Raw genomic sequence first — 11,712 nt, forward strand, 5'->3', positions numbered from 1 at the left:
TCGGCAATCTTGCCTTCACCAGCGGAGCAGACGTGAACCGGCAAAAGCGCCGATGATGCCGGTCAACAAGATGCCCAGCGAATACCAGATCAACACGAAAGCCATGCCGTTTTCGGTGCAGAACCACGAATAGACCCACGCCCCGGCCGCACCCGCGGCAATGCCCGCGGCAAAACCCGCAAGCGTGGGATCAGCGGGAGCCGAACGCTTGAGAGCCGCGAAATTTGCGATAAACAGCGGTAGTGCGAAAGCAACGATCAAAAACGGGCAATGCAGCGCCGACGAACCGAGAATGAGGGTCCTGTAGGTGCCGGGCACGGCAAATCCAAGCTGGACGAGCGCGATGACCGCCATGGCCACAAAAATCAATGCAAGCCACGCAAACAGGCCACCCCTGTCGCCCTCCGGCCGCGCAAGACGCATGACGGCGAAAAATGCGGCCACGGCCAGCAGGGCATTATAGGCGGATTTAACCCAGAAACCCGGTTCGGTCATGGCGTCATTCATATCGCTGCGAAGCCCCAGAATGACGACCATCAGCAGCAGCGAAACGCCGAGCGCGGGCAAGGCCACGAACGCCAGCCTCCGCTCCAGCGCGAAAGCCGGTACGGGTTTCAGATCGCCCGCCAGTTGGTCGATGATGTCTTCCGTCTTCCTCACGTGTCCCCCCGCAACTTTGCCGCCAGGACTTTCAGCGTTCTGTGAATACCGACCCTCGCCGCAAGCTCGGTCTGGCCGGATTTTTGCGCCGCTTCGGCAATTGAGTGACCTTCGAGCTTCACCCTTCGAATGAGATCCCGTTGCCGTTCCGGCAACTCATCAAGCAGCCGCTCCACATCCATGCGGGCCGTGACCGCGTCGACGGACGGTTCCGCCTCCAGCGTTTCATCGAGTTCCACTTCCGCCAGCAGGCGCGCACCCCGGCCCCGATAGTGATCGATGAGCTTGTAGCGCGCTATCGAAAAGAACCAGGCCGTAAAGGGTCGCGCACGGTCATAGGTCTCCCGCTTGGCGTGAAGCGACAACAGGGTTTCCTGCACAAGATCTTCGACATCGCCTCTGGCGGCAGCAGCCATGCGCCGGCCGTAATAGGCGATCAGCAGCCGTCTCAGGGCATGAAGCAAATGCCTGTAGGCGCCTTCGTCCCCATCGAGGGAACGCAGCATCAGCATTTTCAGTGTTTCTTCCGAAGGGCTGCCTGTCATCGTCACTATCGGGTTATTCGCAATCGGCAGGATATTGTTACATAGTGGCTTTAAAAAAATCTCGCCCGAACTTGTCGTCACAAGCGCGTGAAGATGTAACGGCCGGCCTTTCCCGGACGAATGGACAATCGTGAGCCCCGGCACGATGCCGGCGGACATTCAACGACATCCAGAGGAGACCCTTCATGACCCGCATTTTCACCGCCATCGCCGCCGCTTCCTTTCTGTCCGCTCTTTCCTTCGCAGGCATCGCCCATGCCGAAAGCATGAAAACCGATACGATGAAGAAGGATACCATGCATAACGACACCATGAAGACGGAGACGATGAAAAAGGACGGCATGTCCATGGCCGGCAAGAAAGCCAGCAAGAAGGATTGCATGCACAAGGCCGGCATGGAAATGGACAAGATGAAAAAGGCCGACATGATGAAGGCCTGCGACATGATGAAATAACGCCGGCCTGAAAGGAAAAAGCCCGCACCGGTTTTCACCGATACGGGCTTTCTCAACTGAAAAATCGAAACCTCAGAGTTCCGACTGGCTCTCGACGATCTTGCCGACGAGGCCGTAATCCTTGGCCTCTTCCGCACCGAGCCAGTAATCGCGATCGATATCCTTGGCGATCTTTTCTTCGCTCTGGCCGGTGGCCTTGGAGAAGATCTTGATCAGGCGCTGGTTCATCTTGATGATTTCGCGGGCCTGGATTTCGATGTCGGATGCCATGCCGCGCGTACCGCCGGAGGGTTGGTGCAGCAGGAAGCGGGTGTTCGGCAGGCAGAGGCGACGTTCTTTCGGCACCGAAACGTAAATCAGCGCGCCGGCGGAAGCGACCCAGCCCGTGCCGATGATATAGACCTTCGGCTTGATGAACTTGATCATGTCGTGGATGGAATCACCCGATTCGACGTGGCCGCCCGGCGAATTGACGTAAACGCGAATGTCGTCGTCGCTGGCGGCGGCGAGAGCCACGAGCTGCGTGCAGACCTTCTGCGCCAGTTCCTGCGTGATGCCACCATAGATGAAGATCGAACGCGACTTGAAAAGATTCGCTTCCGTTTCCTTGCCGATCGGCAGTTCCTTGCTCTTGTCGTCTTCGTCTTCGTTCATCAACGGCTCTCTCCAGCAAAATTCGTGCATGCCCTTCGGACATAGTGCGACTTGTTACGTAAGGCAATGAGAGAAAAAGGCAAGGTTTGCCCGCCAACAATAAACTGCACCCCCGGCAGATGACGCATGGACAGCCTGTCGGCCTTCGCGATATCGTTGACGCCTCATTGCAGCGCCGCCTGCCGCGGGAAGCCCCAAGATTCCGTTGCGGACGGCCATAATTTCAAGAGGGAACCATGCTGAAAAGACTAAGCCTCACTGCCGCCGCACTGGGCGTTACCGCCCTGCCCGCTTTCGCCCACCTGAACCCGGAAGAACACGGCTCCTTCATGGCCGGTGTCTCCCACCCGTTCTTTGGTGCGGATCACATTCTGGCGATGGTGGCCGTCGGCATCTGGGCCTCGCAGATCGCCGTGGCGCAGGGCGACCGCAAGGCGCTGTGGATCGTGCCTTCCGCCTTCGTCGGCACCATGGCCGCCGGCTTCCTGATGGCGGTCTACGGCATCGGGCTTCCCTTCGTCGAACCGGCCATTCTCGCATCCGTCATCGGTCTCGGCCTGCTCGTTGCCATGGCGGCAAGGCTTCCCACGGCAGCCGCTGCTGCCGTGGTCGGTGCTTTCGCGCTTTTCCACGGCCACGCCCATGGCGGTGAACTCGGCAGCGCCGGCGCGCTTCAATTCGGCATCGGCTTCATGATCGCCACCGCCATCCTGCATGCGGCCGGAATTGCGCTCGGCCTCGGCATTGCCCGTTTCGGTTCGGCAGCCAGCCGCACGGTTGGCGCGTTGACGGCGATTGCGGGTCTCTCGCTCGCCTTCGGCGGTTGACGATCATTACCGAAATTTAAAATTCGGGCTGCTTTGAAAAGCCGGAATTGAGGCCTACCTCCTTATCGTGGATTTTCGCTTCACGGTAAGGAGGCATCATATGTCACCGGAAGAAAGCCAGCTTCTCAAGGCCCTGTTCGACAGGACCAGAACCGCATCCGCCACCCCGCGTGACCGCGACGCTGAAACACTGATCGCAGACGCCGTGCGCGATCAGCCCGCAGCCCCCTATTATCTTGCCCAGGCGGTCATCGTTCAGGAAAAGGGTCTGGAGGCGGCGGCAGCCCATATCAAGCAGCTCGAAGACCGTATCCACGCGCTGGAAAGCGGCAACAGCGCCCCGCAGGCCGCAGCGCAGGGCGGCTTTCTGAGTTCCATCTTCGGAACCGGCCAGCCGCAGCCGCCGGCACCCACGCCTGCCCCCTCCCCGGCTGCCCCGCAAACCTCATGGCGAAACGATACCGCTGGCCAGACGGCCGGTCCCTGGGGATCGCCAGCCGGCCAGCAACCCGGCGGCCCCTGGAGCCAGCAGTCCGCCGCATTCGGGCGTTCTTCGGGCGGTGGTTTTCTGCAGGGTGCGCTCGGAACGGCCGCGGGTGTCGCCGGCGGTATGTTGCTCGCCAATTCGCTGAGCGGCATTTTCGGCAGCCACATGTCGTCGCTCGGCCTTGGCTCGCCCTTCGGCGGCGGCAATGCTGCCGGTAACGCGCCTGTCGAGGAAACCGTCATCAATAATTATTACGGCGACAACGCCAGCCCCCAGAACAACGACGACGACGATATCCAGCAGGCCGATGACGACAGCGCCGACGATGCGGATTTCGATTCAGGCGACGACGGTTCGTTCGCCTGAACCTTTAGTCTCGTAAAAGCCGGATCAGCCGCGACCGCGATAGGTGGGAACCCCCTGATCCGGCAGCCATACGCCTTCGGGCACCGGTCCGGTCTGCCAGAAGACGTCGATCGGAATGCCGCCGCGCGGATACCAGTAAGCGCCGATGCGCAGCCATTTCGGCTGCAGCAGCTCCACCAGCCGCCTGGCGATATAGACCGAGCAATCCTCGTGGAATGCACCGTGGTTGCGGAAGGATTGCAGGAACAGCTTCAGCGACTTGGATTCCACCAGAAAGTCGCCGGCGATATAGTCGATGACGATATGGGCGAAATCCGGCTGGCCGGTCATCGGGCAAAGCGAGGTGAATTCGGGTGCGGTGAAGCGCACCACGTAATCGGTGCCGGCATTGCCGTTCGGCACCTTTTCGAGAACGGCCTTTTCCGGGCTCTCTGGCGTATCGACCTTCGTGCCCAGCTGCGACAGGCCGGAAACATCCGTCACGGACATGGAAAACTCCTGTTTTTCAAACAATCACTTTGACGCCATGCGCCTTTTCGCCTTCCGGCTCGACGTGAATGGCAAGGCTGGCGCCCGGTATGACGTCCCTTATGGCATCTTCAAGGCGGTCGCAAATATCATGCGCCTCGCGCACCGTCATGACAGCAGGGACCACGACGTGAAAATCGATGAAGGCGGCCGAGCCGGCCCGGCGTGTCCTCAGATCGTGTACGCCAATGACGCCGCCGGAATGTTCGGCGATGGCCTTCTTGATCGCCTCGTCCTCTTCCGGCTCCACGGCCCGGTCCATCAGCCCGCCAAGCGAATGCAGAATGACCTTGGATCCCTGGAACAGGATGTTGATGGCCACCAGGATGGCGAGCAGCGGATCGAGAATGGCATAACCCGTCAGCAGCGCCAGAATAAGGCCGACGAGAACGCCTGCCGAGGTCACGACATCGGACATGATGTGATGGCCGTCCGCGGCCAGTGCCGGTGAGGCGTGTCTTTTGCCCACACGGATCAGGATCGTCGCCCATATGGCGTTGATGACGCCCGCCGCCGCATTGATGGCAAGACCAAGGGCCGGCGCTTCCGGCAGCCTCGGGTTGAAAAGACCGCCCCAGGCCTCCTGGACGATCAGCAGCGCGGCAACGACGATCAGCACGCCTTCCACGACGGCGGAAATATATTCCGCCTTGTGGTGGCCGAACTGGTGGTCGTCATCGGCGGGCTTCTGCGCGTAACGAATGACGAAATAGGCGATGAAGGCCGCGACCACATTGACGGTCGATTCCAGACCGTCCGATAAAAGCGCGACCGAGCCCGTGACCCACCAGGCCACGAGCTTGAGGCCCAGCACGCCGAAAGAAAGCGGAATGCTCCAGAATGCGAGCTTCCGGACCAGCGTATTGCCTTCACTGTTCATTTTTGCCCCCGTGCGGATGCGAACGAATTGCATGACCGATTGCCAAAACGCACGAACCGCGCGCACGGGGTCTCCGTGCGCGCGGTTCGCTATTGGCGCGTTCTATCGTTCAAACGGAGAACAAGGTCAAGGGCCTTGCGCTCAGGCCCAAAACATCACTCTTCGCTTTTCTGCTCGCTGAAACGAATGCGGTTGCCGAACGGATCGGTCACTTCCATCACATCGCCCCATGGCAGTTCTTCGACGCCCGGCTTCATGAAGCGATAATCTTTCGCCGCCAGTTCCTGTTGATAGGCGTGAACGCCGTGCATGGTGGCGAAGATGTTGGAGCCCGGCGTCGCATCGCCGTGATGGCCGCTGAGGTGAAGCCCCATTCCGGCCCGTGAAACCTGCATGTAAAGCGGGAAATTATCGCCGAAGCGGTGTTCCCAGTCGATCTCGAAACCGAGAAAATCGACATAGAACTCCCGCGCCTTGGCCTCGTCGAAAATTCTGACGATCGGGAATATCCGCCCGAAGCCGATGTCTCCAACAGTCTGTTTCCCGGCATCGCCCATACTGCCCCAACCCCTTTTCCGTCCGTAAAACGATACCGGCCGCACAGGGTGCGGCCGGTAGGATCAGCTTATTCGGCTGCGACGATCTTGCCGTCCTGCCACTTGAACAGCGAGAAGGCCTGCGAGGTCAGGTCGCCGTTTTCGCCGTAGGTCACCTTGCCGATTGCGGTCGGGAAAGCGTCACCGCTTTTCAGGGCCGTGGCGACGGCTTCGGAATCCTTGGCGCTTCCGGCCTTCTCGATGCCTGCCTTCAGCACTTCGACGGCAGCGTAAGCATTGAGCGTGAAGGCTTCCGCCGGAATGTTGGCGGCCTTCAGCGCTTCGGCAGCGGCCTTGGAATCGTCGTTCTTCAGCGCATCCGAGGCATTGGTGAAGATCGTGCCTTCGCCAGCCTGCGAACCGATGTTCCAGAACTCGCTGTTCGATAGGCCGTCACCGCCGATGACGGCAGCCTTGGAGCCGATATCCTTCAGCTGGCGCACCAGAAGACCCGCTTCCGGATGGTAACCGCCGAAATAGACGATGTCGGCATTGTCGGACTTCAGACGGGCCGTCAGCGCACCGAGATCCTTTTCGCCGGGCGTCAGCGCATCGTAGAGAACTTCGGTCACGCCGCCGGCATTCAGCGTGGTCTTGAAGGCGTCCGCCAGACCTTTGCCGTAAGCGCCCTTGTCGTGAATGATGGCGATCTTCTTGTCCTTGAGGTTGGCGAGAACATATTTCGCCGCAACCTCGGCCTGCTGGTCGTCACGACCGCAGGTGCGGAAAACGTTGGCAAGGCCACGGTTGGTCAGGCCCGGCGCGGTCGCCGTTGGCGTCACCATCAGCACGCCGTTTTCGGCAAAGACATCCGATGCCGGAATGGCGACGCCGGACGTCACCGGACCGACGACGAAGTGGATGCCTTCGGCAACCAGCTGGTTGGCTGCGGAAACGCCCTGCTTCGGCTCACCGCCGTCATCGGCAAGCTTCAGCACGACCTGTTCGCCGAGGATGCCGCCCTTCTTGTTGATTTCATTGACTGCCGTCTGGGCGCCGTTCTTCACCTGGTCGCCATAGGCGGCGACAGGACCGGTGAGCGGCGCAATCAGGCCGATGACGATTTCGGCATGAGCAAGGGGTGCGAATGCGAAGGACGCTGCAAGCGTCACGCTGGTCAATGTCTTCAGTTTCATCCTGGTGTCTCCTTAAAGGGGGTCGCGGGACCCGGTGAGCGCCATGGGGCGCCGACCGAATGAAACTATCGGACGCCTCCCGGCGAAAACTCGTTCCATTTTTGAATTCCGAGCCTTCCACTCAACTCATACGGAAGGTTTGATGATTTATGCAAGTCACTTTGCTGGATTAGCTCTATTAGCGGTAAATCATTCGCCGGATCGGCTACGATTGCGCCGTGTGAATGGACGCATCGACCTTCCGTAAACGCTTGGCGTTTGGCCGCCGCTGGAGGATAATACGCCATGATCGCAGCAGATGAAGAATTTCTGACGGGCCTGCCCGTCTTCCGGCATTTTGAAGACGTGGCCGACCCGGCGCTTTATCGCGCCCTGCCGCCGGGATGGGGGCTGGCCATCGCCGATATCATCGATTCGACCTCGGCAATCGGCACCGGCCGCTACAAGGCCGTCAACATGGCGGGTGCGGCGGTCATATCGGGCGTATCGAACAGTCTCGGCCGTCACGACCTGCCCTTCGTTTTCGGCGGCGATGGCGCTGCCGTCGCGGTGCCGCCGCACGGGCTGTCTGTCGCACGCACCGCGCTTTCGAATGTACAGCGCTGGGTGAAAGACGATCTCGATCTTGCCATGCGCGTGGCGCTGGTTCCCGTCGAGGATATTCGTGAAAATGGCTTCGACATTCGTGTCGCGCGCTTTCAGGCGAGCGAGGACGTTTCCTACGCCATGTTTTCGGGCGGCGGCAACAGTTGGGCGGAAGCGCGAATGAAGGAGGGGCAATATGCCCTGCCGGCAGCCGAAAAGGGCGAACGCCCCGATCTCACCGGCCTTTCATGCCGCTGGAACCCCATTCCTGCCACCCATGGCAAGGTGGTGTCGATCATCGCCGTGCCGGGGCCGTCGCGGGACATGCCGGCATTTCGCCAACTGGTCGTCGATCTTGTCGATCTGGCCGAACAGGACGCAAGACACGGCCACCCCGTGCCGGAGGATGGGCCGAAACTCGGTTTCGTGCGCGAGGGTCTCGGCCTCGAAGCCCGTGCCGGCGCTGCCTATCGCGATGTCTGGGGCAAGACGCGCCGCTCGTTTCGCGTTCTCGGCGAGTCCCTGCTCGTCAATCTCTTGAGCGTGACGGGGCTCTCGTTCGGACCGTTCAATGCGATACGCTACCGGCGTTCGGTCGCGAGCAACACCGATTTCAGGAAATTCGACGACGGCCTGAAGATGACGGTGGATATCGACGCCGCACGGCTCGAAAAAATCCGCGCGCGGCTGGAACAGGGCCGCCTCTCGGGAAGCTGTTATTACGGCCTGCACGAACAGGATGCCGCATTGATGACCTGTATCGTTCCGTCTCCGCTTTCGCGAGACCATATGCATTTCGTGGATGGTGCCGACGGCGGATATGCGGCTGCGGCAAGCCGTCTCAAGCAGCAGATACAGCTTGCTGCGCCGGTCTGAAAAGCGCTCCAATACGCAGCCCCCGATTCCTGTGCCGGATGCGCCCGCAGCGAAGGCCAATGAAAAGAAAAACCGGCGTCGCGCGCCGGTTTCAATCTAGTGATGCTGCCGGGCCTTAACAGGGCCGTGGGCTCATGCAGCGGTCTTGCTGCTCTTCTGCGCCTGGCAGTAAATTTCCTCGAGGGATGCGAGGATTTTTTTCACGGATTCGGAATTGCTGGAATAATAGATGGTCTGCGCATCCCGTCGTGTCTTCACCAGCCGCTGGGCACGCAATTTCGAAAGATGCTGCGAGAGAGCGGACTGGCTGAGACCAACCTGTGAAGCGAGAACACCGACCGGCACTTCCGTATCCACCAGCGTGCACAAGATCATCAGGCGCTTGGGATTCGCCATGGCTGAGAGCAAGTCTGCAGCGGCGATGCTATGTTCCGACAGAGATTGGTTATCCATACGCTCAAGTCTCCTGATGACAGTCGAAAAAGACGGTCATGGTGGCTATTATAGGTGTTCCAAAAGGTGTTTTTATAATTCAGTCGATACGTTGTATATACCTAAATCTTGCTTATATCGTGTCCCTTTCAAAGACTATTCTTCACCGGTTATTTACTTAAAATATTGTGACCAAATTATCAGCTTTTTGCCTGTTTTTTGTCAATTTGATGATAAACATATGTATTAGCGGCAGTATTTATAAGCAATAAACGATCAAAAGTTGAGCGCCGAAATCTTGTTACCCAATGCCGGATTTTGAGGCTGCGATCTATTACCACCTTAAATTTAGCAGCGAGCTAAAGAATCTAGATTAACTTTGCGCAATTTTCTCTAAGTTTGCAATATGATTTTTATTAGTAATTATTTTCATGCATAACTTGTGATATCAAAAATATTCTTTGCTACCGTGGGAAGGTATAACTTGCGCCGCGAAGATCATCTGGAAACAGAAAAAGGGCCCTCCATGGAAGGCCCTTTCTTTTTCAGACAGGCGAATCACTATTTTTTGCGGTGACGCGTCAGCCCCGCCACGACTTCATCGGCCGAAATCGTGCCGACGATCGCACCGTTGTCGACGACGCCGATCGCGCCGGAATGTTTTGACAGCGCATCGAGAATATCGATCAGCGGCGATGACGGGCGCGCGGTGGCGGCGACTGTCATCTGCCCGTTGCGTTCGTCCACCCCACGCTTCATCACATCGGCGGCGGTCAGCATGGAGATCGGGTTCATGTTCTGCACGAAATCCGCGACATAGGGCGTGGCCGGCTGCTTGACGATCTGCTGCGGCGTTCCGCACTGGATGATGCGCCCGCCTTCCATCATGGCGATACGGTTGCCGATGCGGAAGGCCTCGTCCAGATCGTGGCTGACGAAGAGAATCGTTTTCTTCAGCCGGCTCTGGAACTCCAGAAGCTCGTCCTGCAGGCGGCTTCTGATGAGAGGGTCGAGCGCAGAGAACGGCTCGTCCATCAACAGGATCGGCGCGCCGGTGGCAAAGGCTCTCGCCAGCCCCACACGCTGCTGCATGCCGCCGGAAAGTTCTCCCACCTTGCGGTCGGCCCAGGCGGAGAGATTGACCAGCTCCAGCTGCTCGGCCACCATGCGCTTGCGCTCGGCTTCCGGCACACCGGAAAGCTCAAGCCCGAAGCCGACATTATCGGCCACATTGCGCCAGGGCAGAAGGCCGAATTGCTGGAAGACCATGGAGACCGTGTGCATGCGCAGGTCGCGCAGCGCTTTCGCCGTCGAGCGATAGGGATCGACATAGCCGGTTTTGGTCTTCACGCCGACATTGCCGCGCACCACAGGCGCAAGCCCGTTGACGGCCCTGAGCAGGGTCGACTTGCCCGAACCGGAAAGCCCCATGAGCACGAGTATCTCGCCCTCGCTGACCGAGAGCGAGGCATTGGCGACACCGAGAACCAGTCCGGTTTCGGCATTGATCTCGTCCCGCGTGCTGCCCTTGTCGATCAGCGGCAGCGCCGCATCGGGCCGGTCGCCGAAAACGATATCGACATTTCCGAAGATGATGGCGTCACTCATAGATCATCCTCCGCGCCGGGAAGGCGAAAAAGCCGGTCGAGAACGATCGCCAGTATGACGATGCACAGCCCCGCTTCGAAGCCCATGGCTATATTGACGGTATTGAGCGCGCGCACCACCGGCACCCCCAGACCGTTGGCGCCCACCAGGGCGGAAATGACCACCATCGACAGCGACAGCATGATCGTCTGGGTAAGGCCGGCCATGATCTGCGGCGCGGCGAAGGGAAGCTCCACCTTGCGCAATACTTGCGACGGCGTCGCGCCAAAGGCGACGGCCGCCTCCACCAGCGCCGGCGGCGTCGACACGATGCCGAGGCGGGTAAGCCGCACCGGGGCCGGAATGGCGAAGATGACGGTGGCGATGAGCCCCGGAACCATGCCGAGACCGAACAGCACCAGCGCCGGGATGAGATAAACGAAAGTGGGGATGGTCTGCATCAGGTCCAGCACCGGGCGCATGCCGGCATAGATCCATTTTCGCCGCGCCGCCAATATGCCGAGCGGTATGCCGATGATCATGCACACGGCGCTGGCGGCGATGACGAGCGCCAGCGTTTCCGTCGTCGCCTTCCAGTAGCCCAGATTGATGATGAGCAGCAGGCCGAGCGCCGTGAAGACCGGCATGCCGACGGAGCGGCGCGTCCAGGCGGAAAGCGCCGTCAGGATCGCCACGATGATGAGCGGATGCGGCGCCTGCAGCACATAAAGCAGGGCGTTGATGACGCTTTGGAAAATGAAGGAAAGCCAATCGAAGAAAAAAGCGAGATTGCCGGTCAGCCAGTCAATGGCCTCCTTGGCATATCGGCCGACGGGCAGGCGGTTTTCAGGAGCGCTGAGCCATTCCACGGTAAGAAAAGACCTTTCGTGAACTAAAACAATTCCGGCAAAAGTGCAGAGCGGTTTTGCGTCCGGAATTGCGCAGACAACAAAGAAATAGAGCATCGTCATCCCGTTTCACCGGGATTGCTCCAATGCAGAAATGACGGCCGGCAGCGGAACTGCCGGACGCGGTGCTGGCGCATGACCTTCAATGTCTGAAAATTCACAGGCAAGGTCATGCATGGGCATCGTTATT

Annotated in this window: 14 protein-coding genes; 4 read left to right on the forward strand and 10 right to left on the reverse strand. The window is 59.5% G+C overall.

Annotated features, from left to right (window positions below):
• Window positions 1-15: 15 nt before the first annotated feature.
• Both FGF54_RS10045 and FGF54_RS10050 read right to left on the reverse strand, forming a co-directional pair.
• A complete protein-coding gene (locus tag FGF54_RS10045; RefSeq protein ID WP_142779571.1) occupies window positions 16-660 on the reverse strand; it encodes an NrsF family protein in 645 nt (214 codons plus the stop codon).
• Entirely contained in the window at window positions 657-1,172 is a 516-nt protein-coding gene (locus FGF54_RS10050; protein ID WP_003523063.1) for a sigma-70 family RNA polymerase sigma factor, read from the reverse strand. The genes FGF54_RS10045 and FGF54_RS10050 overlap by 4 nt, the downstream gene beginning before the upstream one ends.
• 218 nt (window positions 1,173-1,390) lie before the next feature.
• Here FGF54_RS10050 and FGF54_RS10055 point away from each other — a divergent pair, with 218 nt between their 5' ends.
• Window positions 1,391-1,660 (forward strand): pentapeptide MXKDX repeat protein, encoded by a 270-nt coding sequence (locus tag FGF54_RS10055; protein ID WP_142779572.1) that lies wholly within the window; start codon window positions 1,391-1,393, stop codon window positions 1,658-1,660.
• Between the two features lie 72 nt (window positions 1,661-1,732).
• On the opposite strand, the gene FGF54_RS10060 is transcribed toward FGF54_RS10055, so the two are convergent.
• Complete coding sequence (locus tag FGF54_RS10060) at window positions 1,733-2,314, reverse strand: ATP-dependent Clp protease proteolytic subunit (protein WP_003523060.1); 582 nt, start codon at window positions 2,312-2,314, stop codon at window positions 1,733-1,735.
• Between the two features lie 236 nt (window positions 2,315-2,550).
• Between FGF54_RS10060 and FGF54_RS10065 the strand changes: the two genes are divergently transcribed.
• Window positions 2,551-3,141 carry a HupE/UreJ family protein gene (locus tag FGF54_RS10065; protein WP_142779573.1) on the forward strand — a complete coding sequence of 197 codons (591 nt, stop codon included), beginning with the start codon at window positions 2,551-2,553 and terminating at the stop codon, window positions 3,139-3,141.
• A 100-nt stretch (window positions 3,142-3,241) separates the two neighbouring features.
• A complete protein-coding gene (locus FGF54_RS10070) occupies window positions 3,242-3,994 on the forward strand; it encodes a DUF2076 domain-containing protein (protein ID WP_142779574.1) in 753 nt (250 codons plus the stop codon).
• A 24-nt stretch (window positions 3,995-4,018) separates the two neighbouring features.
• Here the strand turns inward: FGF54_RS10070 and queF are convergent, their stop codons facing one another.
• The 4 genes from queF to FGF54_RS10090 all read right to left on the reverse strand — a co-directional run bounded on the left by queF (window position 4,019) and on the right by FGF54_RS10090 (window position 7,134).
• Entirely contained in the window at window positions 4,019-4,483 is a 465-nt protein-coding gene (gene queF / locus FGF54_RS10075) for a preQ(1) synthase (protein ID WP_065655680.1), read from the reverse strand.
• Window positions 4,484-4,499: 16 nt separating this feature from the next.
• Window positions 4,500-5,402: a cation diffusion facilitator family transporter gene (locus tag FGF54_RS10080; RefSeq protein WP_142780196.1), complete on the reverse strand. Its 903-nt coding sequence runs from the start codon at window positions 5,400-5,402 to the stop codon at window positions 4,500-4,502.
• A gap of 155 nt (window positions 5,403-5,557) precedes the next feature.
• Window positions 5,558-5,959 (reverse strand): glyoxalase superfamily protein, encoded by a 402-nt coding sequence (locus tag FGF54_RS10085; protein WP_142779575.1) that lies wholly within the window; start codon window positions 5,957-5,959, stop codon window positions 5,558-5,560.
• Between the two features lie 68 nt (window positions 5,960-6,027).
• Window positions 6,028-7,134 (reverse strand): branched-chain amino acid ABC transporter substrate-binding protein, encoded by a 1,107-nt coding sequence (locus FGF54_RS10090; protein WP_065655678.1) that lies wholly within the window; start codon window positions 7,132-7,134, stop codon window positions 6,028-6,030.
• Between the two features lie 285 nt (window positions 7,135-7,419).
• Between FGF54_RS10090 and FGF54_RS10095 the strand changes: the two genes are divergently transcribed.
• On the forward strand, window positions 7,420-8,595 hold the full coding sequence (locus tag FGF54_RS10095) for a DUF3095 domain-containing protein (RefSeq protein WP_142779576.1): 1,176 nt from the start codon (window positions 7,420-7,422) through the stop codon (window positions 8,593-8,595).
• 132 nt (window positions 8,596-8,727) lie between these two features.
• On the opposite strand, the gene FGF54_RS10100 is transcribed toward FGF54_RS10095, so the two are convergent.
• The 3 genes from FGF54_RS10100 to choW all read right to left on the reverse strand — a co-directional run bounded on the left by FGF54_RS10100 (window position 8,728) and on the right by choW (window position 11,483).
• Window positions 8,728-9,048 carry a helix-turn-helix transcriptional regulator gene (locus FGF54_RS10100; protein WP_003524068.1) on the reverse strand — a complete coding sequence of 107 codons (321 nt, stop codon included), beginning with the start codon at window positions 9,046-9,048 and terminating at the stop codon, window positions 8,728-8,730.
• Between the two features lie 540 nt (window positions 9,049-9,588).
• Window positions 9,589-10,635, reverse strand: a complete 1,047-nt coding sequence (gene choV, locus FGF54_RS10110; protein WP_065655676.1) for a choline ABC transporter ATP-binding protein — start codon at window positions 10,633-10,635, stop codon at window positions 9,589-9,591.
• The gene (gene choW, locus FGF54_RS10115; protein WP_059754593.1) at window positions 10,632-11,483 is read right to left on the reverse strand and encodes a choline ABC transporter permease subunit; all 852 of its coding nucleotides are present in this window, start codon (window positions 11,481-11,483) and stop codon (window positions 10,632-10,634) included. The genes choV and choW overlap by 4 nt, the downstream gene beginning before the upstream one ends.
• Window positions 11,484-11,712: the final 229 nt, after the last annotated feature.

The sequence above is a fragment of the Agrobacterium sp. T29 genome, from assembly GCF_006970545.1.
GTDB lineage: Bacteria > Pseudomonadota > Alphaproteobacteria > Rhizobiales > Rhizobiaceae > Agrobacterium > Agrobacterium leguminum.

Coding starts and splice junctions, on each gene's coding strand:
- queF (WP_065655680.1), bottom strand. CDS start 4,483: ATGTCCGTGACGGATGTTTCCGGCCTGTCGCAGCTGGGCACGAAGGTC.
- FGF54_RS10060 (WP_003523060.1), bottom strand. CDS start 2,314: ATGAACGAAGACGAAGACGACAAGAGCAAGGAACTGCCGATCGGCAAG.
- FGF54_RS10055 (WP_142779572.1), top strand. CDS start 1,391: ATGACCCGCATTTTCACCGCCATCGCCGCCGCTTCCTTTCTGTCCGCT.
- FGF54_RS10070 (WP_142779574.1), top strand. CDS start 3,242: ATGTCACCGGAAGAAAGCCAGCTTCTCAAGGCCCTGTTCGACAGGACC.
- FGF54_RS10080 (WP_142780196.1), bottom strand. CDS start 5,402: ATGAACAGTGAAGGCAATACGCTGGTCCGGAAGCTCGCATTCTGGAGC.
- FGF54_RS10100 (WP_003524068.1), bottom strand. CDS start 9,048: ATGGATAACCAATCTCTGTCGGAACATAGCATCGCCGCTGCAGACTTG.
- FGF54_RS10065 (WP_142779573.1), top strand. CDS start 2,551: ATGCTGAAAAGACTAAGCCTCACTGCCGCCGCACTGGGCGTTACCGCC.
- FGF54_RS10095 (WP_142779576.1), top strand. CDS start 7,420: ATGATCGCAGCAGATGAAGAATTTCTGACGGGCCTGCCCGTCTTCCGG.
- FGF54_RS10085 (WP_142779575.1), bottom strand. CDS start 5,959: ATGGGCGATGCCGGGAAACAGACTGTTGGAGACATCGGCTTCGGGCGG.
- FGF54_RS10050 (WP_003523063.1), bottom strand. CDS start 1,172: ATGCTGATGCTGCGTTCCCTCGATGGGGACGAAGGCGCCTACAGGCAT.
- choV (WP_065655676.1), bottom strand. CDS start 10,635: ATGAGTGACGCCATCATCTTCGGAAATGTCGATATCGTTTTCGGCGAC.
- FGF54_RS10090 (WP_065655678.1), bottom strand. CDS start 7,134: ATGAAACTGAAGACATTGACCAGCGTGACGCTTGCAGCGTCCTTCGCA.